This window comes from Cognatishimia activa (assembly GCF_026016445.1).
In the GTDB taxonomy this organism is placed as follows: Bacteria; Pseudomonadota; Alphaproteobacteria; order Rhodobacterales; family Rhodobacteraceae; genus Cognatishimia; species Cognatishimia activa_B.
Genome location: NZ_CP096147.1, coordinates 3,153,793 through 3,174,458, shown reverse-complemented (window position 1 = coordinate 3,174,458; position 20,666 = coordinate 3,153,793). Strand labels below are relative to the sequence as shown.

Sequence of the window (20,666 nt, the reverse complement as noted above, 5' to 3'; positions counted from 1 at the left end):
CCCTTTCATTAGGTGCGAACCCATCATAGCCCGTCAACTTTTTCGGGATCATTTCCCAATCCTTACGAATTGTAACAAGCGCAATTTCGCCCTTTTCGAAACGAGTATTCCAGTGCTAGCCATGAAGATAGGAGGAGAGAATGTCAGTCCATCGAGACATAAGACATGCCATGACGATGGCCGGTTTGAACCTGATCCAACAGGCGCTTTCGATCTACGACAGCGACCTAAAACTGGTCGTCGCGAACGCCAAATTCCGAGAAATGTTCGAAGTCCCTCAACACCTTACGGAAGCCGGATCTAAGTTTGAGGACATTATTCGCCACCTTGTTGAGCGCGGCGAGTACGGGAATGATGGCTCTGTAGATGAAATGGTGCGCCAGCGTGTCGAACTCGCTAAGGATTTTGAGCCGCACTACATGGAGCGACAAAGATCTAACGGTCGATGGATCAGCGTGGAAGGCAGCCCGCTTCCTGACGGAGGCTGGATCGCCGTATATACCGATATCACCCGTGCCAAACGACAGGAGGAATTGCTCCGGTCTAAGTCCGAAGAACTCTCCGATCAGTTGATCCGTTACGCAGAGGAGCTTTCAGGCGCAAACCGCGAATTGGAAAGCACCGTCGTTGCCCTTGAGGAAGCCAAGCGACAGATCACTGAAAGCGAAGCCCGCATGCGTCTCACGGCTGAAATGATGCCCGCGCACATTGCACATGTCGGTCCGGATCGCTGTTATACATACTCCAATCGCCGCCTTTCTGCGGTGATGCCAGGGCGACCTAGCAACATTGTAGGAGCCCATATCGGCGATACTCTGGGTATAGAAACCTATGAAATCATCTCAACTCACTTAGCGGCAGCACTCGATGGATCACCACAGGTGTTCGAGTTCAATGATCCGATGAGCACGCGTCGCATCCGCCTAGCACTGACGCCTGATAGCGAAGATGACGAGCATCGCGGAGCTTACATCCTTTCAATGGATGTCACGGAAGAGACTCAAACACGCGCAGCCCTGCAGCAGACTCGTCGAAGAGAAATTGCAGCTCAAATGACAAGCGGGCTGGCGCATGATTTTTCCAATCTCTTGACCATTATCCTTGGCATGCAGGGCAAGATGGAAAAGATGAAGCTGCCTGATGAAGCCAAAGAACTAATCGACGGAACGCTTAAGGCCGCGCGTCGCGGGGGCAAGCTGCTAAACCGGCTTGCGGACATGACCAGCCAGCGCGCACCGCAGATGAAGGCCTCAATTGTGGGCAAGCTGCTTTCAGACATTCAGACACTCGCTAGGCCAAGCCTGTCGCGTTCGATTGAGCTGGAGCTGATTAATGAAATCCCAGATGAACAAATTTTGCTCGATCCTGGGATGCTGCAGGACAGTCTTTTGAATTTGATCCTGAACGCACGCGACGCCTGCAAGGGAGCAGGGCAAATCTGTATCCACGGCGAAATCATCAAGGATACTTGGCTGCAAATATCGGTGACGGATACAGGCGAAGGATTTTCTGAAGAAGCGCTAACAAAGGCGCTTGATCCATTCTTCACCACGAAAGGCAGCGAAGGCTCAGGCCTTGGCCTTCCCATGGTCTATGACATGACGAAGATGGTTGGCGGCGAGGTCCGAATTGCCAACGCGCCAGAAGGCGGAGCGCGGGTCATGTTACGATTGCCACTGCGCCGCATTCGTGGAGATCACACACCTGGACTGACTTTGTTAGTTGAGGATGATCCGGAATTGCGAGGGCAAATTCGCGATATGCTGATTGCACAAAGCTATATGGTGATCGAGGCAACAAGCGTCGAGGAAGCACTAATGTTGCTGGACCATGTGCCGGGCATTTCTATGATTCTGTCTGATATAAAGGTCGAAGGTAACGCCACCGGAGTTGATCTGGTGGAGAAAGTTAAACACCATGAACTACCCATCTATTTGATGACGAGCTTCGCTCAGAGCCATCCACTGTATCTGGAAGGTGCCGCACGCGCTCCAGTCATCCGCAAACCATTCACGTCTGACGCACTACTGCGGTTTCTGACACCCGAGGACGACGCATGATCAAACCGCTTGTTTCAATCTTGGATGACGAACCAGAGATCCGCCAAATATTGTCCGAAGCTCTGGAGGAGGCGGGCTTTCGAACAATGAGTTTCGCGCGCGCAACAGAGTTTGAAGCAAGCCTCCGCAAATCAGCCCCTGAGGTGTGCTTAGTTGATCTAAGTCTGCCAGATAAAGACGGGCTAACATTGGTCCACAGACTAGCGCTTGAGCAAGGCGCGGTTGTGATCATCATCTCTGGCCGCGCTCAGGTACAGGATCGAGTGACTGGCTTGGAACTTGGGGCTGATGACTACATCATCAAACCTTTCGATCCAGCCGAGGTTGTCGCACGTGTTCGTGCTCATTTACGCAAAGATCGCGCTGCTGCGCCGAGCCATTCAAATATTGCGACGTTCAACGGTTGGGTCGCGAATTTTGATGGGTATTTTCTGGAAGATAACAAGGGCGAGAAGACCCCATTTAGCCACGCAGAAGCGGAAGTCTTGCGGCTTTTCCTAGACAGCCCGAAGCGTCTGATCAGCCGATCACAAATGCAAGAAACCTTAGGCGGGGTTGCCGGGGAAAGCTTTGACCGTGCGATGGATGTTCGTATCTCTCGGCTACGTTCAAAGTTGGGAGAAGACCCCAAGAATCCGCAATTGATCAAGACCATCTACGGGGCTGGCTACATCTTTCTTGGAGATGTCAGCTGGCAGTAACGGCGGATATCTGCCCAATATGCGGCGTATTTCAACCTGAAACCCACTACATCTAGAAATTCACCCGGTATTGTTGTAGATTGAGGGTATCGGAGATCTCAGACTCATTTCCTCTTCCAAGATCGGAAATCTCGGTCCGTCTGCCTCAGTAACGTTCCGGGGAAAGTCACTCCCACTCCCCCGCTGCGCATCGCATGCGGGGGCTTTGTTTTTCCGAATTATGCCACGAAGAGATGGGCGTGCTTTTTAAAATGAGGGATCAAAATCTCGCGAAACGCTGCTACACGTGCGGAACGCCAGATATCTCGATGCGCGACCGCCCAAATTTCTGGAAATGTCATGGGATCGCAAATCTGCAATTCGTGGAGATCGGGCCTACTCCGTCCCAGAAACGTTGGTAACATGACCACCCCCATCCCAGCGCGCGCAGCTTCAATCATGGTCACCATATCATCGGAACGTAGAACAATATTTTCGTTGGGAATTTCTGGAATGTATTTCTTAAATGCCGGCGGAATACGTTCAGGGATAATCCAGGGCACCGGCTCATTCACGTTCGTCGCTAGTCGTTCCGCCCACTCCGCATTGCCAAAGGCCAGGCTTTCCTGACGGCTAAGCACGCGACCGGTCAGGCTATCCCCTGGTGCGTCGCTCACGCGAATTGCTAAGTCTGCCTCGCGCCGATTGAGATCGAGCAAAGCGCTGTCAGAACGCACATGCAGTTCAACCTCGGGGTATTTCTCAGAAAATTCCTTAAAAACTGGAATGAGGTGTGTGGAGCAAAGAAGCTGCGGCGCGGTGATCGTGAGGGTGCCCGAAACAACCTGTTCGGACCCAATAAGATTGCGCAGCAAATCCATCTCTTCGGTTTCCATGGCCGCAGCCTTGCGCGCTACGGTCTCCCCGGCTTCGGTTGCCTGATAGCCATCCGCTAGCCGGTCAAAGAGCTGAATACCAAGATCATCTTCGGCCCGCTTCACGCGTCGGGCCACGGTTGTGTACGACACCCCTAAGGCATCTGCTGCATTGGCCAACGACCCGCCTCGCACCAAATGCATCACTGTTTTCAAATCGTCCCAATGCGCTGACATAGGCTTCTCCAAGCACATAAGCAGGTCTCGTTTGGCGCCTGCGAAAATTTTTTATTACCTAAGTACGATGCCCCTCACATCAAGGGATTCGCCCTACAAATAAGCGGCTTCCCAATCGCTCCCGACAGTTCTTTGTACGAGCCCTGGCATCGCGGACTCTTGATTCGACGATTCGGGCGCGGTAGCTATGGGGTGGGGTTAAAAGGGGGTTACAGGCGACACATGGCCATTTGTTTGCTTTATCGCCAGCGCAAGGCGCGCCGACCTAGGTTTTATAGGGTCGAAATCGCATACGACCTCTTCGACAATATCGCTGTCATGTCTGAATGGGGCATCGCCGGTGGTAAGGCGCGCGAAACCCGAGCGACATTTACCAATCTCCGAGAAGCATCCTTAGAGGCTGATCGACGCCGTCGACGCGCGCAACGCCGTGGATATGCGCGATTGGACCGGGCTTTGGCCGTCATATAAGCCTCACCGCAGGAGGACATCTCAGATGCCTCCGGCGGAAGTATTTTTGACAAAAAGAAGAAGGTAGCCGACTATTCGGCGGCCACCTGCGCTTCGATTTTCTCAACGCGTACGGCAGAGAATTTGAACTCTGGGATCTTACCATAAGGATCGATGGCAGAGTTGGTGAGCACGTTTGCCGCAGCTTCCACATAAGCAAAGGGTACAAAGACCATATCCTGCGCAATCGCGCGGTCCGCACGTGCCATGATCTCAATCGATCCACGGCGTGTGGTCAGACGGATCATGTCACCGGGTTCGATACCCATCATCTTAAGCGTACGCGGGTTCAGCGAGCAGTTAGCCTCTGGCTCGACACTGTCCAGCACCATGGAACGACGGGTCATCGACCCAGTGTGCCAATGCTCCAGCTGGCGGCCAGTGGTCATGATCATCGGGTATTCGGCATCCGGTGCCTCATCCGGTGGGATGACAGACGCAGGTGTAAAGCGCGCGCGGCCATCTGGACGTGGGAAGCCATCACCAAACACAATTGGCTGACCCGGATCGGTCTCATTGAGCGACGGATAAGTCACTGTTTCAGTCTTCAGACGATCCCAGGTGATATTGTCGAGGCTCTTCATATTGAGCTTCATCTCGGCAAAGACTTCGGAAACGTCCTTGTAGTCCCAAGGCAGGCCAATGCGTTTTGCCAGATCAACGGTGATCGACCAGTCCTCACGCGCCTCACCCGGAGGGGCAACCGCGGGACGCACACGCTGAACCTGACGGTTGGTGTTACTGACAGTGCCGTTCTTTTCATAAAGCGCAGAGGCTGGCAAAATGATGTCTGCAAAGTTTGCGGTTTCGGTCAGGAAGATGTCTTGCACAACCATAAACTCAAGCTTTGCAAAAGCGTCGCGAGCGTGATCAACATCAGGGTCTGACATTGCCGGGTTTTCACCCTGAATATACATGCCTTTGATATTGCCGGCGTAGGCTTGGTCCACGATTTCGGTGACGGTCAGACCTTTCTCGTCTGAAAAATCACCACCGCCCCAGACATCAGTGAAGCTCTTACGTACATCATCACTCGTAACTGTCTGATAGTCAGGCAGGAACATTGGGATCAGGCCTGCATCAGACGCACCTTGAACGTTGTTCTGGCCACGCAGCGGATGCAGACCCGCGCCCGGTTTACCCACGTTGCCGGTCATAAGCGCCAACGAGATCAGGCAGCGCGAGTTGTCCGTCCCGTGGATGTGCTGAGACACACCCATACCCCAGAAGATCAGACCAGCGTTTGCTTTTGCAAACATGCGCGCCACTCGGCGAATTTGATCAGGTTCGATGCCGCAGATTTCGGTCATCTTTTCAGGACTGAAGGCCTTCAGGTGTTCCTTTTCAGCTTCCCAGTTTTCAGTCCAGCGATGGATATACTGGCTGTCATAAAGCTCTTCTTCGACGATCACGTTCATGATCGCGTTCAGCAGCGAGACGTCAGCACCCGGACGGAATTGCAGCATTTCAGCCGCGAAGCGACGCATGCCCACGCCACGTGGGTCCATGACGATCAGCTTTCCGCCACGTTTGGTGAACTGTTTGAAATAGGTCGCCGCAACCGGGTGGTTTTCAATTGGGTTCGCACCGATGATGATCGCCACATCCGCGTTTTCGATCTCGTTGAAGGTTGCTGTAACAGCACCAGACCCAACGTTTTCGATCAGCGCAGAGACAGATGAAGCATGGCACAGCCGTGTACAGTGGTCGACGTTGTTGTGTTTGAACCCCTGACGGATGAACTTTTGGAAAAGGTAGGCCTCTTCGTTGGTGCATTTCGCAGAACCAAAGCCCGCAACGGATTTCGGATCCTGATCGCGCAGCTCAACGAGCCGTTTGCCGGCCAGATCCAATGCCTCTTCCCAAGTCGCTTCACGGAAGTGCGTAGACAGATCACCCGGATCGACGTTCAGGCCTTTGGCTGGCGCATCATCGCGGCGGATCAGAGGTTTGGTCAGACGGTGCGGGTGGTGAATGTAGTCAAAGCCAAAGCGACCTTTAACACACAGGCGGCCTTCGTTTGCTGGACCGTTGATGCCCTCTACGTATTTCACCTTGCCGTCTTTGACCTTCAGGCTGACTTTGCAGCCAACGCCACAGAACGGGCAGACGCTTTCGGTTTCGCTGTCAAAATCAGCGCTATCGCCGACTTGGTTTTCATCAACCACAGCCGCTGGCATCAAAGCGCCGGTTGGGCAGGCCTGAACACATTCGCCGCAAGCCACACAGGTGGAGGCACCCATTGGATCAGCGATGTCAAAGGTTGGATAGGCGTCATGGCCACGGCCAGCCATTCCGATCACGTCGTTCACCTGAACTTCACGGCAGGCCTGAACGCAAAGGCTGCAGGAAATACAGGCGTCCAGATTGACTTTCATCGCAACGTGGCTGTCGTCAAGGAGCGGTATGCGGCCTTCTTCCATTTTGGGGAAACGGCTTTCAGACACGCCGTTCAAATCCGCCATATCCCAAAGGTGGCTGGATTTGTCGTGTGCTTCTTCACGTTCTGGCTGGTCGGTCACGAGCATCTCGACCACCATCTTGCGAGCGGTTTCAGCGCGGGCAGAGTTGGTTGTCACAACCATGCCTTCGGATGGTTCGCGAATACAGGAGGCTGCCAAAGTGCGTTCGCCTTCAATTTCAACCATACAGGCGCGGCAATTGCCGTCTGGGCGATACCCTGGTGCTGGTTTGTGGCAGAGGTGCGGAATCACCAGCACCCGACCATTGGCAACTTCCCAAATTGTTTCGCCTTTTTCGGCGGTCACTTGCTGGCCATCCAGAGTGAATGTGACTTGCTCGGACATCGAAGACTCCATCGTTGACCTTCAATCTACCGCATCCCGCATTGACGCAAAGGTTTCTTTCGCGACGCCAAAAGCGCATTTCGCGCCAAGCAGCCCCAATTCAGTGTCACAAATTTCCGATCGCGGACAAAATTATCCGACCACAAATTTCCCCTTTTCGATACGCGCCGAGGCGAATACTGAAAACTCAATAGGAGCGCGATATGACCCATATGACCCTAATCCGCCACGGACAGGCTAATACCCATGCCACGGATGAAGCGGGCTATGACCAACTTTCAGAACTCGGCCATCAGCAGGCAAGGTGGCTGGGTGAGCATTTTATCCAAGCAGGTCAAGAGTTTGCAAGAGTTTACAGCGGCACTCTCAAACGCCACTTACAGACAGCGGAAAGCCTCGGAGCAGCGCGATTTGGCGAAGTGGTCGAAGATGCCCGCTTGAATGAATTCCCGTATTATTCGCTACGAGCGGCCTACGAGCGCCAGTTTGGTGCGGTGAACCCGCAAACTCAGGAAGAGTTTGCAGTTCTGCTGTGTGAACTACTCGAAAAATGGGAAAGCAATATTTTGGAGGATGTCAGCGAATCTTATGCTTCTTTCTTCAATCGCGTCACTGAAGTTATGGATCACATTGCAGCTGGTGACGGGCCTGCCTTGATCGTCACGTCAGGGGGCTTCATCAGCACCGCAATCCGACACAGCCTCGGTTTTGATCTTCAATCCTGGACGCAAACTTGTTTGGCAACGCTCAATACGTCGGTGCATACTTGGCAACCTATCGCAGGACGCCGACATATCACTCAATTCAACGCTGTGCCGCATTTGGACACACCCGATCGTCACGAAGCCAAGACCTTTATCTAGAGTAAGCGCGCAAAGAGACGCCTCTAGTGTTTAAGCCGCGTCCTCTTTGACAAAGTCTTTGTGGATGTATTTGCAGTCACAATATCCGCATTCCACAACGCCAGTGTCTCGCGGGATACTCAGCCAAACGCGTGGGTGCCCCAACGCGCCCTCACCGCCATCGCAGGAAATGCGATAGTTGTCGACGATCTTTGTCTCAGGTGCATCAATTGACATGGCTGTGTCCCCTCGTCGGCTTTGTCATATCGCGGAATATGCGTGAAAGCCTTCAACGGAGCAAGGGTCGTGTCCTAGTCCGCAAATAGATGCGGCGTTGTTGCAATTTCCCGCGCCTTGTCTTCGCTGACTGTGAGGAAATTCATGACCGGTTTCAGGAAGTCGCCGATCTCATCAACCTCACGAATGCGCTCGTAATTTTCAAAGTCTGCGTCGCGAATAGCGTCGCTTTCGTCTTCAATATCACGTTTGATTGTAGGTAAGATGCGATTGAATGTTTCCTGAGGCGTTTGCTCCCCAGCCAACCCAATTCTACTTGCATGCCCCTTCAGATATTCTTCAGAATAACTGCACTGAACCTCCAGCGCCCGTGTCGTAGATCGATCACTGTAGAAATCATGCAAAAGGTCCAGTGAACCGGGATCCATACAAATGATCATCCGATTTGTCTGGAAGTAATCAAATAACATTCGGATCAGTGCGCGCCGGTGACGTGTTCGCTTTTCGATGGTGGATTGAATTCCACCCAGATCAGGCAGATCCGTGTCTTCTTCCTGAAAGAGATAGTCAATAGCTGGTATATTGGTTTCTTGTTTGATCTTCGCAAGCAGCCGCTTAGCCACATGCCATTTCTTACAGACCAAGATCATGAGTTCACGCTCGCGACCCAGCGTCGCTTCTGTCTCCCAGAACCGATTTGCAAAGCGACGTCCAACGCGACCACGACCCGTTACAAATTTGAAAAGGCTCGGGCCCTCGCCTGATATCTTAAATTCTACACCCTCTGCGGCGTAGAGTTTCCCAAGCCGTTCTTTTAGCTCGACTGCTTCCGGGCTGATCTTACGGGCGAAGAGGTAATCCTGATTCAGAAGCAGGTCATAGTGGTCATTATAAAAAACCAACGGCATCCCATAGTCGGTAAACATCAGAAATGTAAGCGTGCGGGAGTTGATCTCATCACCCGGGATCAGGTGGCGGACGATGGTTTGAAAGAATGTTTCATCCGGGATCCAGGTAGTTTTGAAAAACCGAACAACATCACGACGCGATTTGACCATCTCCATAACGGCTTCCATCGTTGGTCGCCGCAGACACCACCATTGGCTGCCAATCTGAACTTGGATGTCATTTGGAATGGAGCGCGATAATCCAAGCCGCTTTTGCAAATTAAACGAAGCGTAGAACAGTTTCTTGTTCACACGTTCATTGAAGAAGTGACGATAGATCAGCCTCTCGGCTTTCATGCCGGTCTTGATCCAGTCGCTTTCGAAGAAATCAAAACTCTCGATGAAGTCGCAATCGTGATCATCCAGATAGTCGTGCACGAATTCCGAAGTCTTAATCGCCATGCAATCGCCTGAGAGCATGTAAAAATGCGTCGCACGCGGAAAATCACGCAACGCAGCCTCGATGGCATAAAGCGTCGCCTGCACTAAAGACCACTCTCCCCAACCACATTTGATGCGTTTGGTGGCGAAAGTCACATTAGGATTATCGCCCAGAGCCTCTTGAATTTGCTGAAAATATTCGGGTTTGGCGCTGGCATCGAAGTGGATCGCCATGCAATCGCCAGTGGCCGTCAAGCGTTGCGCTTGCTGGATAATCGCTTCGGGATCTTTATGGCAGAGAAGGATAAATGCGATCTTTGCCATTGCGGAAACTGTAACCCTACTTTAACCCGATTGTTTACCTATTACAGGTGAACATAGATTGAATAAACCGCGATAATTTGGTTTTTTAAAGATTAAATAAGTGTGTGGCTTGAAGAATTTAAGCTGCCGATAACCGGAGGCATAGAATATGGGATTCCCGGGCACCTGGATGACAGAAAGTCAGAGCGTCGTTTATCGCGTCGTTCCAAAATGCGCGTGCTCGACGATCGGCCAGATCATGTATTACACCGATCACGGCGAATATTTTGATGGCGATATTCATGATGCGAAGGAAGGTCTGCACAAGTGGGCCCATGACGGCAGCAAGAATTCGATCAGTGACGTAGTCCACGGCGGTGAAACCTATGCGTTCACCTGTGTACGAAACCCGTATTCTCGCATTCTAAGTTCCTTTTTCGACAAAATCTGCGGCATTCAACGCAACGGAAGACGCTATCGCGGAAATCTGGTGCCGATGCTCATTCAGAAGTACGGCATCGAAGTTGGCGGCGACGATGGTAAAGAGGAATTTGACCAGATCAAAAGCTTCCGTCGCTTTTTGCTATTTGCGCGCGACACCATCCGCTGGCGGCGCCCAATGGATCCGGACATTCACTGGTCCGCAAGTTCCGGACATGTCTCCACTTTCATTGTGAATGGTGGTCGATACAACAAAATTTTCTGGACCGAACAATTTAACGAAGGCATGCAAAGCGTTCTCGACAATATTGAGATGCCCCATGCCATCGATTTGGCTGACGTGCCACGGTTCAATGAATCAGAAGGCCATGGCCCAAAACGCGCGCATCCGATCGAAGACTACTTCGACGATCTGTCGATGCACTTGGTTTATGAGATCTACAAACGCGACTTTGAGCTGTTTAAATACGATGCTGACAATCCCGGTAATAAGCTGCCGATTGGCGAGATAGATCTGGATGAGATTCACGCAAAACTCGGAGACTAAGGGGGAGCTGCCCTTCGGCCTTCGGCCTCACCCCAGGTATTTCTGCCAAAAAGAAAAAGGGTTTGTTAAGCTTGTTTTGCTATTTGAGGCCTGCGGCACAGGCTGAGGAGCCGATGACCGTCCAAAGAGAAGACGCTCTTTTCAGGTAAGCATCGGCATCAGCTCGACCGGCCTGAAAAGAGCGCACTTTGTGCTTCTTTTTTGGTTCAAATACTTAAAACAAAGTTCTCCTTTTACCACTGCGGTCAGAGAAGCCCCTCTTTACGAAAGAGCGCTTTAAGGTCGGTTTCCGGGCGGGCACCGAAATGACTGATGACCTCTGCTGCTGCAATGCAGCCCATGCGCCCGGATACCTCCAGCGTTTGACCAGTTGCGTAGCCGTAAAGGAAGCCAGCCGCGAACTGATCCCCGGCACCCGTCGCATCAACAGGCACTATTTCGTTCACGGGAACTGTGGCGCGCTCGTCGCCTTGAACTAGGACCACATCGTGACCTGAGCGGGTGCACACAATTAAACCGGACTCCGATGCCGCGGTTTCCAGCGCAAAGCCCAGATCATCGGTTTCATAAAGCGATTTCCACTCATGTTCATTCCCGATCACATAGTCGAGTTCGCGTACCAACCGACGGAAGTCAGTGCGGTGACGATCCACACAGAATGGGTCAGACAAAGAGATGCCCGCTTTACCGCCCCCCGCTTTACACAGAGCCGCAGCACGTTCGAAGGCCTCTTTGCCTTTAGGTTTGTCATAGAGGTAGCCTTCAAGGAACAGGATCAGCGCCTGGCCAGCGACATCGTCGGCCACATCCTCTGGTCCAACCTCGGACGATATACCTAAGTAGGTGTTCATCGAACGCTCACCATCTGGTGATACAAAAATCATGGAGCGAGATGTTGGCAACTCACCGCCCGCAACCGGCGCGTTCGGGAAATCCGTGCCCCCTGCGACCATTTCCTGAGCATAGAACTTGCCCAACGCGTCATCATTAACACGACCGATGAAAGCGGTGGTCAATCCGAGATTACCAAGACCTGCGAGCGTGTTTGCAACTGAACCACCCGGAGCCTGAACGCGATTTGTCATCGCGCCGTAGAGGAGTTCACCGCGCTCTTTTTCAACGAGCTGCATGATCCCCTTCTGGATGCCCATCAGGTCCAGGAAGCTATCGTCAGATTGACTGATTACATCCACGATGGCGTTGCCGATGCCGACAACCTGATACTTACTCATAGGTTCTTTTCCTCAAACATGCAGAGATCGCGGATCAAACAAGTGCCGCAAAGGGGTTTTCGTGCCTTACAGGTGTACCGGCCGTGCAATATCATCCAGTGATGCGCATGCAATTGGAAATCGGCGGGAATGTGATCTTCAATCGCACGTTCGACGGCCACAACATCTTTTCCCGGACATACACCCGACCGATTGCCAAACCGGTAGATATGCGTGTCCACAGCCTGCGCCGGGTGCCGCCACCACATGTTCAACACCACATTCGCCGTTTTGCGCCCTACACCCGGAAGGCTTTCCAAGGCCGCACGAGAATTCGGAACCTCGCCGCCGTAGTCTTCGACGAGGATCTTTGAAAGCTTCATCACGTTCTTGGCCTTGTTGCGATAGAGACCAATCGTCTTAATGTGATCAATCAGAGCCTCTTCCCCAAGGTCGAGCATCTTCTGCGGCGTATCAGCAACTTTGAACAGTTCCGCCGTTGCACGGTTCACGCCCTTGTCTGTCGCTTGTGCGGACAGCGCCACAGCCACCACCAACGTATAGGCGTTCACGTGATCCAATTCACCTTTGGGCTCTGGTGCGTCCTCGCGGAACCGCGTGAAAATCTCTCGGATCGTATGATAATCTAGCTGCTTGGCCATTTGTGTCCCGCCTCGTTGCGCCCAAAGGGCTTAGATTGACTACCGTTGAATTTCAACGTTCAGTGCCCAAAACCGCAGCATTCGGGTCGATTGTGATGCGCTCTGACCCTAAATTGGAGCCAAGGAGATCATCATGACTGACATGGAACAGAGCTATCATTACGGGGTGATCCGCCGCGCGATCGAGTTGATCGATGAGGGCGGGCAGAACATGTCATTGGACGACTTAAGCTCGGCCATGGGGATGAGTCCTGCACATTTTCAAAGACTGTTTTCCAAATGGGCCGGGGTCTCACCTAAGAAACTGCAGCAATATCTTACGCTTGGCCACGCCAAGGCCCTGCTCAATGAACACTTCACCACATTGGAAACCGCCCAGTCAGTGGGCTTGTCCGGCACCGGACGCCTGCACGATCTCTTTCAACGTTGGGAGGCCATGAGCCCCGGTGAATACGCGCGCGGCGGTGAAGGTCTAGAGGTTTTCTGGGGCTGGTGTGAAAGCCCATTTGGCGAAGCTTTGGTTATGGCCACCACCAAGGGGATTTGCGGCATTGCCTTTGCTGCTGAAACGGGCAGCGAAGCCGCAATGTCAGATATGCTGTCGCGCTGGCCAAAAGCACGCTTCATCGAAGATCCCATGTCTATTCGCCCACTCGCGGCCGCCGCCTTTGGAGGTCCCGAAACGCTTAGTCAGACGCCTGTTTTCCTGATGGGCAGCGCATTACAGATCAAAGTCTGGGAAGCGCTGGTGTCTATTCCCGAAGGGCAGGTCAGCACCTATTCGGAAATTGCAGAGACGATCGGAAGTCCAAAGGCTGTCAGAGCTGTGGCAAGCGCCATCGGGCGCAACCCGATCAGCTGGGTTATCCCATGCCACCGCGCGTTGAGAAAGACAGGCGGGCTTGGAGGGTATCATTGGGGTCTGCCGGTCAAACGCGCGATGCTGGCTTACGAAAGTGCCAGAAACGAGGTTACAGAGGCTGTCTAGCGGCCATTCCCCGCCGATCACATCAAATTTGGGCATAACCTTGCGCATTTCCCCTTGCTGGTTGAGCCTAGCGGGCGCAGTGTTTCTTTCGAGCATAAACGTCCGCCGAACGGACCTGATTGAATGAGGCACCTATGACTCGAGCAAAATTGGCCATTGGCCTGACCCTCGGCGCAACACTCGCGCTGAGCGCCTGTACTGACCCAAATTACGCGGGAATCGACCGCACGAACACCAAGCAGGGCGCGGCCATTGGCGCGGCTGTTGGCGGCCTTTTTGGCGCCATTGTTTCTGACAACAAAGCGGGTGGCGCTGTGCGTGGTGCTGCGATTGGCGCAGGCGTTGGCGCGCTTATCGGGGATGATCTGGATAAGCAGGAAGCGGACCTGCGTCGCGATCTGAACAACGATGATGTGCAGATCACCAATACGGGCGACCGCCTAATTGTAACTCTGCCACAGGACATCTTATTCGCGACAGACAGCAGCTTTGTTCGCACCGACCTGCAGCGAGACCTTCGAGCAATTGCGGGCAACCTGATGGCCTATCCGAACTCCACCATTCAAATCCTCGGCCACACCGACAACGTGGGTGACGCAGGTTATAACCAAGACCTGAGTGTTCAGCGGGCCGAAGCGGTCGCAGACGTATTGCTGGAGTCCGGTGTGCCGTTTGGCCGTATTCAGGCCATTGGCCGAGGCGAGGATCAACCTATTGCGTCAAACCTGACACCAGAAGGCCGCGCGCAGAACCGGCGCGTCGAAATCGTCATCCTGCCAAACGCAGCCTGAGACTTCTAAAAAAGCAGACGAGCAACCCGCCCAATTTGGGCGGGTTTTCTTTTGCAGATACCGGTCTCGCACAGGCCATGTGCGTGTCAGCCGTTGCCTCCTCGACCTGTTGAGTTAGGGTGCGAGGCAACAGGGCAAACAGGACACGATCATGGCAAAACTTCTCGGCATTTCAGGATCATTACGAACAGGATCGGTGAATTCCAAATTAGTACGTGAAGCCGCAAGGCTTTATGAACCCGCGAGTTTTGAAATGGCGGATTTGAACATTCCGCTGTTTAACGGCGATGACGAAGACCGGGATGGGCTGCCTGACAGTGTTCAAACCTTGGTTGCACAAATTGAGGCGGCAGATGGGGTGATTATCTCCACCCCAGAATACAACTCTGGCATTACCGGTGTTCTCAAGAACGCTCTGGATTGGGTCAGCCGCGCAAAACCAAGCCCATGGGCTGGCAAACCGGTTGCCGTGATGAGCGCAGCTGCAGGTCGCGCGGGCGGCATCCGAGCTCAGACCATGCTGCGCAGTTGCATGACACCTTTCAAAGTGCGGCTGATTGCGGAATCAGAAGTGGCGATCGCAAGTGCCGGGACTGAATTTGACGATGATGGCAAACTGAAGTCCGAACGCTATGAGACGTCCGTGCTTCGGCTGATGACTGCTCTGAAGACTGAAATCGAGAGTAACTAAGGCGAGGCGGTTGCCGATTTAAAGCGAAGCTTCGGGTTTGAATGCTTCGGGGATTGTGTCGCGATCTTCGAGTACCAGATCAGCCATGCATTCGCCGATTTTTGGTGCCATGCCAAAGCCAATCTTAAAACCTCCATTGGCAATGAACTCCCCTTTGCGCAGGGGATGTTCCCCAAGCATCGGGGCACGGCTTTTCGCGCGCGGACGTACACCAGCCCAACGTTCTAGCAATGGTGCATCTGCAAGTTCTGGCAGGGCTTTGATCGCACGGGCAATGACATCATCAAGCTGTTCGTCGGTTGTAGATGGGTCTTCAAATTCGCGTTCGCTGGTCGATCCGACTGCAACGGTGCCGTCTGCGTGGGGAATGATGTGCAAAGCGTCGGCAAAAAGTTGCGGCTTGCCAATGCGGTCCAGTTTGAACAAGGCAGCCTGCCCCTTTACGCCATTGCCGACCGTACGACCGATGTTTTCAGATAACTGCATGAGGCCTTGCCATCCCGTGGCCCAAACCACCTTGCCTTGCGTGGTGCCCTCCCGACCAATTTCGGTCCCTTTTTGACGTAGTGCCTCTGCCAATGCTTGGCAGGCCTGACGTGGATGCATGCGTGCAGTCAGTGTGTCGTAGATCAGCTTCCCAGTTGGTGATTGCGGTGCCCAGTCTACAAATTCTGATCGCTCAACCACGCGCCAAGTTGCCAATCCTTGCCATAATTCCTTGGCCCCATCTTCACGCTTACGCGCCAGCTCCAGTGCGCGGTCATCGGCTAATGGCTGCAAACGGCCTGTGCGGCCGTACCCGCTGTTAAGGCCACTGAATTCTTCAATTTCCTGCCAAAAGGCTTCGGCCATGATGAGGCTTTCAAACTGAAACGCCTTTTTGTCATTCCAATTCTCAGGCGTATGTGGTGCCAGCGCCCCAACCAGACCGCCGGAAGATCCAGCCGCCACACCGCCCGGATCAATCACACGAACCTTGGCACCCCGCTTCGCGCAGGCCCAGGCCACTGAAAGCCCAAAGGCCCCTGCTCCCATGACGGTCACATCCACCATTGCCAAACCTTTCGTTTTTGCCCAATGCTGGCTGCCGGGCGAATTGAAACGCATCTGTAAGGCAAAGCGGCATGAGCGACCAGTCTGCACAACTCGAATGGCGAGATGAAAAAATTCCGGTCTCAACTCGGTTTGACGACCCATACTTCAGCCTGGATCACGGGCTGAACGAAACCCGCCATGTTTTTTTGGCTGGGAACGACCTGCCAAATCGCTTTGCACCCGGCTTTCACATTGCAGAGCTGGGGTTTGGCACCGGCTTAAATCTCCTGGCTGCCTGGCAAGCTTGGGACGCTGCCGGCCAATCAACCCCGTTGCGCTTCACAAGTTTTGAGGCATTCCCAATGTCCGCAGAGGAAATGAAGCGCGCCCTGACCGCTTTCCCAGAATTGAGCGAGTATGCCGAACGTCTGTGCACGGCTTGGGCTGAAGATCCAACTCTGGCGACGCTTGAAGGTATCAAAGCCGAAGTCATCTTGGGGGACGCGCGTGAGACATTGGCTAAGCAGGATTGGACTGCGGACGCTTGGTTTTTGGACGGGTTTTCGCCCGCAAAGAATCCTGAATTGTGGGATGCTGACCTAATGTCTGGAGTTGGTATGCACACAAATGCTGGCGGGTCGGTCGCGACCTATACTGCGGCAGGTTTCGTACGACGTTATCTCGAGTCCGCTGGATTTGAAATTTCCCGTATTCCCGGATTTGGCCGGAAGCGACACATGACTGTTGGGCACAGGCCGGTGAAATGAAGGAGCCTAACAACAAGCTTGGATTCATCCTAATGTCACTCACTTCCCTGTTGTTTGCTCTGCAGGATGGTGTCTCTCGTTACCTTGCGGATGAATATAATGTCGTTTTGACCGTCATGATCCGTTTCTGGTTTTTTGCGGGGTTTGCGATTTTTCTCGCGCACCGAAATGGCGGAATTCGGCATGCAATGCGATCTCATTACCCAAAAATGCAGATCGCTCGAAGTGTTATCGTCGCTCTAGAAATCTGCGTGACCGTCGCTGCGTTTACAATCCTTGGACTGACTGAAACGCATGCGATCTTCGTGTGTTATCCACTTATTATCGTTGCTTTGTCAGGCCCTATGCTCGGAGAAAAAATCGGCTGGTTGCGTTGGTCTGCTGTATTGATCGGTTTTCTCGGAGTGCTGGTCATTATCCGCCCAGGCAGCGGTGTGTTCTCACCATGGGCTTTGGTGCCCATCCTGGGTGCTACAATGTTTGCGCTTTATGGCGTGATGACCCGATATGTGGCCGATAAAGACGACGCGACAACAAGCTTCTTTTACACCGGCTGTATCGGCGCCGTGATAATGTCCGTCATCGGAATGTTCTTTCTGGAACCCATCGCAAACAAGGACTTGGGTTGGCTGTTGTTACTTTGTTTGATGGGCATATTGGGCCATTGGTTGTTGATCAAAACCTATGATGTGGCCGAAGCCAGCGCAGTGCAGCCCTTTGCCTATTTGCAGATGCCATTTGCCGCGATCGTTGGCATGTTTGCCTTCAGCGAAACGCTCAGAACCAACGTCGCTATAGGCGCTGCAATTATAATCGGAGCCGGAATTTTCGTTCTTTGGCGCGAGCGAAATTTGAACGAAACGCGAGACTAATATTGGAAGTATTGCAGTTTCTCGGCTTAATCTCAGGTGCTCTATTGGCAGGATTTGTGAACGGGTTCGCGGGGTTTGGAACCGCATTGTTCGCATCTGGCATCTGGTTTGCAGTTCTTCCCTTTGAAGTGGTGCCGCCGCTCGTTGTGATCAGCGCTTTGACGGGACAGCTAACCGGGCTTGTGCGCCTTAGGCGTCATCTGTCGTTTGGGAAAGCCTGGCGACTGATTTCCGGGGGAATAATTGGTGCACCGCTCGGAACCTTGATACTCTTCATCGTGTCTCCAGACCTCATCAAAGGCTTCATTGCTATCTTGTTAATTGGGTACGCGATCTGGCAGCTCACCGGTGTCTCCTCTTCCGCAACGGTCGACATTCGAAGCAGGATTGGTGATCGAATCTCGGGGTTTGCGGGTGGTATTCTCGGAGGATTGGCGGGCCTATCGGGCCCAATACCCATTATTTGGTGCCAACTCCAAGGTTTATCCGCAACAGAACAACGAGCCAGATATCAGCCTTTCAACCTGGTAATCCTATTACTGTCCGCAGTTAGCATGGTGACCTTTGGTATCGTAACCACCGATGTGATTTTGTTCGCTACGGTAGCGATCCCTGCAACCATCATCGCCAGCCTCGTCGGAGTGTGGGCCTTCCAACGCACCAGCGAATCTGATTTCAAAGCTTGGATTCTGAGGATACTTCTGATTTCAGGCCTATTTATCCTCTTTCAGCTTGCCGCTTAGTTCGCCAAAAGAGATCGCCCAACCAGTTCTTTGCTAAATGGAACCGGCAGCGGATTTTTCCCAAGCCTTGCGCGATAAATCGGCAGACTTTCAGCCACGCGCATCACGTAATTTCGAGTTTCGTTGAAAGGGATGTGCTCTATCCAATCAACGATATCCATGCCACCGCGCTGACGCGGATCACCGCGTTGTTCCATCCAACGGCGCGGGCGACTTGGGCCAGCATTATAGCCTGCAGCAACCATGATCACATTGCCGTCGAACTCTTCAGCCAGCCCCGCCAGATAAGCGGTCCCAAGCGTCACGTTGTAATCTGGATCGCTAAGCAGGCGGGACTTGGAGTATGGGAGCCCAAGCGCACCAGCGACCTGCTTCGCAGTACCAGGCAGAATTTGCATCAATCCCTGCGCATTCGCGCCAGAAACCACAACCGGATCAAACTCACTTTCACGTCGCGCAATCGACAATGCCATTTCCGCTGGAACCGACAGGTCACGCCGTTTGGCCATTGGGTGTAAGGCATAGTAAGGCGCGTGAATGGTTTGACCGTATTGGATAAACCTTTTGCCGAGCATCACAGCAATATGCGGCTGTCCCATATCAATCGCCATCTGGCCCATCTGCGCCATGGTACCCCGATCCTGTGTCTCAGCAAGGTGGGTCCAAAAGCGTTCAGCCAAAGACACTTCACCCGCCTTAAGTAGCGCCAAGGCGGCTTGGTGTACGGATGTCCGCGTGTAGGGCGCTCCACGCCAGTCGCTCGCGCGAACACCCGCTAATTCAGGTTTGATGGCCACACCTGCCTTTTCAGCCGCAAGCAACCCATAGAAACTCGTCTGGTATTGCCCACCACCTGTGTAGGCACGTTGTGCCGCATCTGCGTCTCCCATTGCCTCATAGGCTCGACCAATCCAATACCCAGCCCGGCCCCAAGAGATTGGCGTGGCGACGGCTTGCTCAAAGGCTACGAAATGCTGGAGCGCTGTTTGCGGGCGGTTCAGAAAGCGCAGTGCAATATAACCGGACAGCCATTCCAGATCTGCGTATTTGCTGCCGTCGACCAATCCGTGGTTAGCGGCCAGAGCATAGGCTTGTTGGTGGCGCCCTGCTCGCATTTCGCTGCGGGCAAGGGATTGTCGCCATCCAGCCCATGGCAGCGCCTCCCCCAGCTGGCCGGCTTTGCTCTGTGCTAGCAAGAGTTCGATTGCAGACGCATTCCGCCCCTTGCGCGCGCGCCATTGGAAACGCTCGAAAGCCAGCCCTGGATCACCAGAAAATCGCGATGGAATGGCCTCGATCAAGGCATCAACCCCAGTTCGATCCTGCCGCAATGCTAGACGCGCGGCTGCCAAGCGGCGCCAACCTTCTGGCACCAGTGGGTACATTCTCTGCGCGTTTTCTTTCCAGCCCTTCCAGAGCGCGTAATCCAAACGTGCCTCGTGATGATCTTTCAGCACCCGGCTATAGTCAGAGAGATACTCCTGCTGCAACGCCTCTGACATCGACATTGTGCGCCAAGCTAGAACAACATTGGCCTCCGCGGCACCTCGCTGACCATCAGCGGTTAACGCACGAGCATATGCCAAAGCACCTTCCGCTGTTCTTGGATCTTGCTCTGCAAAATAGGAGACAATTTGATTGCGGGAGGCATCTTCAAAAGCGAACTCCATCTGACGACGCAGATATGGAAGTCCCGGCCAATCTTCATTGCGTTCCAAAAACGTGATGGCTTCGCGCGCTGTTCCAACGCCCGCACGCAATTGGTGCCATTCGATAACGTCCCGAACTGCTTGGTCTTGCCCCCGGACTAAGCGCTCAGCCTCCACCCAATCTTTCGATCGGACAGCATCCATGGCCTTAGACAAAGCTTGGGCTGCAACGGAATCAGCGATGAAGATCGTCAGAAGAAGGGCCCAGAGAATTCTTATCACGCTTGCAATTTCCCGGCTGACAAAGGATATGACCCAAACATATGTCCGCGCAGCCGGTTCCGCCAATGACATTCTTGGCAAACCGGCATGATCCCGCTAGGGTCCGCG

General features: G+C 53.4%; 19 protein-coding genes. 11 read left to right on the top strand and 8 right to left on the bottom strand.

Features of this window, described 5'->3' with window-relative positions:
* Nucleotides 1–140 precede the first annotated feature (140 nt).
* Together M0D42_RS15840 and M0D42_RS15835 are read left to right on the top strand one after the other, a co-directional pair.
* Nucleotides 141–2,060, top strand: a complete 1,920-nt coding sequence (locus M0D42_RS15840) for a PAS-domain containing protein (protein WP_265019562.1) — start codon at nucleotides 141–143, stop codon at nucleotides 2,058–2,060.
* Nucleotides 2,057–2,761, top strand: coding sequence for a response regulator transcription factor (locus M0D42_RS15835; RefSeq protein WP_265019561.1), 705 nt, complete (start codon nucleotides 2,057–2,059; stop codon nucleotides 2,759–2,761). The genes M0D42_RS15840 and M0D42_RS15835 overlap by 4 nt, the downstream gene beginning before the upstream one ends.
* A 218-nt stretch (nucleotides 2,762–2,979) precedes the next feature.
* Here the strand turns inward: M0D42_RS15835 and M0D42_RS15830 are convergent, their stop codons facing one another.
* A complete protein-coding gene (locus M0D42_RS15830; RefSeq protein ID WP_265019560.1) occupies nucleotides 2,980–3,852 on the bottom strand; it encodes a LysR family transcriptional regulator in 873 nt (290 codons plus the stop codon).
* Between the two features lie 222 nt (nucleotides 3,853–4,074).
* Here M0D42_RS15830 and M0D42_RS15825 point away from each other — a divergent pair, with 222 nt between their 5' ends.
* Nucleotides 4,075–4,323: a WGR domain-containing protein gene (locus M0D42_RS15825; protein ID WP_265019559.1), complete on the top strand. Its 249-nt coding sequence runs from the start codon at nucleotides 4,075–4,077 to the stop codon at nucleotides 4,321–4,323.
* 71 nt (nucleotides 4,324–4,394) lie between these two features.
* Here the strand turns inward: M0D42_RS15825 and fdhF are convergent, their stop codons facing one another.
* Nucleotides 4,395–7,169 carry a formate dehydrogenase subunit alpha gene (gene fdhF / locus M0D42_RS15820; RefSeq protein ID WP_265019558.1) on the bottom strand — a complete coding sequence of 925 codons (2,775 nt, stop codon included), beginning with the start codon at nucleotides 7,167–7,169 and terminating at the stop codon, nucleotides 4,395–4,397.
* Between the two features lie 203 nt (nucleotides 7,170–7,372).
* Between fdhF and M0D42_RS15815 the strand changes: the two genes are divergently transcribed.
* Complete coding sequence (locus M0D42_RS15815; RefSeq protein WP_265019557.1) at nucleotides 7,373–8,032, top strand: histidine phosphatase family protein; 660 nt, start codon at nucleotides 7,373–7,375, stop codon at nucleotides 8,030–8,032.
* A gap of 30 nt (nucleotides 8,033–8,062) precedes the next feature.
* On the opposite strand, the gene M0D42_RS15810 is transcribed toward M0D42_RS15815, so the two are convergent.
* Nucleotides 8,063–8,248: a zinc-finger domain-containing protein gene (locus tag M0D42_RS15810; protein WP_265019556.1), complete on the bottom strand. Its 186-nt coding sequence runs from the start codon at nucleotides 8,246–8,248 to the stop codon at nucleotides 8,063–8,065.
* A 74-nt stretch (nucleotides 8,249–8,322) separates the two neighbouring features.
* The gene (locus M0D42_RS15805) at nucleotides 8,323–9,900 is read right to left on the bottom strand and encodes a beta-1,6-N-acetylglucosaminyltransferase (RefSeq protein WP_265019555.1); all 1,578 of its coding nucleotides are present in this window, start codon (nucleotides 9,898–9,900) and stop codon (nucleotides 8,323–8,325) included.
* A 148-nt stretch (nucleotides 9,901–10,048) separates the two neighbouring features.
* Here M0D42_RS15805 and M0D42_RS15800 point away from each other — a divergent pair, with 148 nt between their 5' ends.
* The gene (locus M0D42_RS15800; RefSeq protein ID WP_265019554.1) at nucleotides 10,049–10,867 is read left to right on the top strand and encodes a sulfotransferase family protein; all 819 of its coding nucleotides are present in this window, start codon (nucleotides 10,049–10,051) and stop codon (nucleotides 10,865–10,867) included.
* A 245-nt stretch (nucleotides 10,868–11,112) separates the two neighbouring features.
* On the opposite strand, the gene M0D42_RS15795 is transcribed toward M0D42_RS15800, so the two are convergent.
* The gene (locus M0D42_RS15795; protein ID WP_265019553.1) at nucleotides 11,113–12,099 is read right to left on the bottom strand and encodes an adenosine kinase; all 987 of its coding nucleotides are present in this window, start codon (nucleotides 12,097–12,099) and stop codon (nucleotides 11,113–11,115) included.
* Entirely contained in the window at nucleotides 12,096–12,740 is a 645-nt protein-coding gene (gene nth / locus M0D42_RS15790; RefSeq protein ID WP_265019552.1) for an endonuclease III, read from the bottom strand. Before nth ends, M0D42_RS15795 begins: the two co-directional genes overlap by 4 nt.
* A gap of 133 nt (nucleotides 12,741–12,873) precedes the next feature.
* On the opposite strand from nth, the gene M0D42_RS15785 reads away from it, so the two are divergent.
* From M0D42_RS15785 to M0D42_RS15775, 3 genes are all read left to right on the top strand, one after another.
* Nucleotides 12,874–13,728, top strand: a complete 855-nt coding sequence (locus M0D42_RS15785; protein ID WP_265019551.1) for a bifunctional helix-turn-helix domain-containing protein/methylated-DNA--[protein]-cysteine S-methyltransferase — start codon at nucleotides 12,874–12,876, stop codon at nucleotides 13,726–13,728.
* A gap of 134 nt (nucleotides 13,729–13,862) precedes the next feature.
* Complete coding sequence (locus M0D42_RS15780) at nucleotides 13,863–14,519, top strand: OmpA family protein (RefSeq protein ID WP_265019550.1); 657 nt, start codon at nucleotides 13,863–13,865, stop codon at nucleotides 14,517–14,519.
* 151 nt (nucleotides 14,520–14,670) lie between these two features.
* Nucleotides 14,671–15,210, top strand: a complete 540-nt coding sequence (locus M0D42_RS15775; protein ID WP_265019549.1) for an NADPH-dependent FMN reductase — start codon at nucleotides 14,671–14,673, stop codon at nucleotides 15,208–15,210.
* An 18-nt stretch (nucleotides 15,211–15,228) separates the two neighbouring features.
* On the opposite strand, the gene M0D42_RS15770 is transcribed toward M0D42_RS15775, so the two are convergent.
* Nucleotides 15,229–16,263 (bottom strand): NAD(P)/FAD-dependent oxidoreductase, encoded by a 1,035-nt coding sequence (locus tag M0D42_RS15770; RefSeq protein ID WP_265021190.1) that lies wholly within the window; start codon nucleotides 16,261–16,263, stop codon nucleotides 15,229–15,231.
* 71 nt (nucleotides 16,264–16,334) lie between these two features.
* On the opposite strand from M0D42_RS15770, the gene mnmD reads away from it, so the two are divergent.
* Genes mnmD through M0D42_RS15755 form a run of 3 tightly spaced genes read left to right on the top strand, consistent with a single transcriptional unit; the run spans nucleotide 16,335 to nucleotide 18,627 of the window.
* A complete protein-coding gene (mnmD, locus tag M0D42_RS15765) occupies nucleotides 16,335–17,012 on the top strand; it encodes a tRNA (5-methylaminomethyl-2-thiouridine)(34)-methyltransferase MnmD (protein WP_265019548.1) in 678 nt (225 codons plus the stop codon).
* Nucleotides 17,009–17,884: a DMT family transporter gene (locus M0D42_RS15760; protein ID WP_265019547.1), complete on the top strand. Its 876-nt coding sequence runs from the start codon at nucleotides 17,009–17,011 to the stop codon at nucleotides 17,882–17,884. The genes mnmD and M0D42_RS15760 overlap by 4 nt, the downstream gene beginning before the upstream one ends.
* Nucleotides 17,848–18,627 (top strand): sulfite exporter TauE/SafE family protein, encoded by a 780-nt coding sequence (locus M0D42_RS15755; protein ID WP_330221178.1) that lies wholly within the window; start codon nucleotides 17,848–17,850, stop codon nucleotides 18,625–18,627. The genes M0D42_RS15760 and M0D42_RS15755 overlap by 37 nt, the downstream gene beginning before the upstream one ends.
* Here M0D42_RS15755 and M0D42_RS15750 read toward each other — a convergent pair.
* Nucleotides 18,624–20,558: a lytic transglycosylase domain-containing protein gene (locus tag M0D42_RS15750; protein WP_330221177.1), complete on the bottom strand. Its 1,935-nt coding sequence runs from the start codon at nucleotides 20,556–20,558 to the stop codon at nucleotides 18,624–18,626. The genes M0D42_RS15755 and M0D42_RS15750 overlap by 4 nt on opposite strands.
* Nucleotides 20,559–20,666: the final 108 nt, after the last annotated feature.

Coding starts and splice junctions, on each gene's coding strand:
- mnmD (WP_265019548.1), top strand. CDS start 16,335: ATGAGCGACCAGTCTGCACAACTCGAATGGCGAGATGAAAAAATTCCG.
- M0D42_RS15840 (WP_265019562.1), top strand. CDS start 141: ATGTCAGTCCATCGAGACATAAGACATGCCATGACGATGGCCGGTTTG.
- M0D42_RS15795 (WP_265019553.1), bottom strand. CDS start 12,099: ATGAGTAAGTATCAGGTTGTCGGCATCGGCAACGCCATCGTGGATGTA.
- M0D42_RS15815 (WP_265019557.1), top strand. CDS start 7,373: ATGACCCATATGACCCTAATCCGCCACGGACAGGCTAATACCCATGCC.
- M0D42_RS15825 (WP_265019559.1), top strand. CDS start 4,075: ATGGCCATTTGTTTGCTTTATCGCCAGCGCAAGGCGCGCCGACCTAGG.
- M0D42_RS15785 (WP_265019551.1), top strand. CDS start 12,874: ATGACTGACATGGAACAGAGCTATCATTACGGGGTGATCCGCCGCGCG.
- M0D42_RS15780 (WP_265019550.1), top strand. CDS start 13,863: ATGACTCGAGCAAAATTGGCCATTGGCCTGACCCTCGGCGCAACACTC.
- M0D42_RS15800 (WP_265019554.1), top strand. CDS start 10,049: ATGGGATTCCCGGGCACCTGGATGACAGAAAGTCAGAGCGTCGTTTAT.
- M0D42_RS15805 (WP_265019555.1), bottom strand. CDS start 9,900: ATGGCAAAGATCGCATTTATCCTTCTCTGCCATAAAGATCCCGAAGCG.
- M0D42_RS15830 (WP_265019560.1), bottom strand. CDS start 3,852: ATGTCAGCGCATTGGGACGATTTGAAAACAGTGATGCATTTGGTGCGA.
- M0D42_RS15835 (WP_265019561.1), top strand. CDS start 2,057: ATGATCAAACCGCTTGTTTCAATCTTGGATGACGAACCAGAGATCCGC.
- M0D42_RS15775 (WP_265019549.1), top strand. CDS start 14,671: ATGGCAAAACTTCTCGGCATTTCAGGATCATTACGAACAGGATCGGTG.
- M0D42_RS15810 (WP_265019556.1), bottom strand. CDS start 8,248: ATGTCAATTGATGCACCTGAGACAAAGATCGTCGACAACTATCGCATT.
- M0D42_RS15770 (WP_265021190.1), bottom strand. CDS start 16,263: ATGGTGGATGTGACCGTCATGGGAGCAGGGGCCTTTGGGCTTTCAGTG.
- nth (WP_265019552.1), bottom strand. CDS start 12,740: ATGGCCAAGCAGCTAGATTATCATACGATCCGAGAGATTTTCACGCGG.
- fdhF (WP_265019558.1), bottom strand. CDS start 7,169: ATGTCCGAGCAAGTCACATTCACTCTGGATGGCCAGCAAGTGACCGCC.
- M0D42_RS15760 (WP_265019547.1), top strand. CDS start 17,009: ATGAAGGAGCCTAACAACAAGCTTGGATTCATCCTAATGTCACTCACT.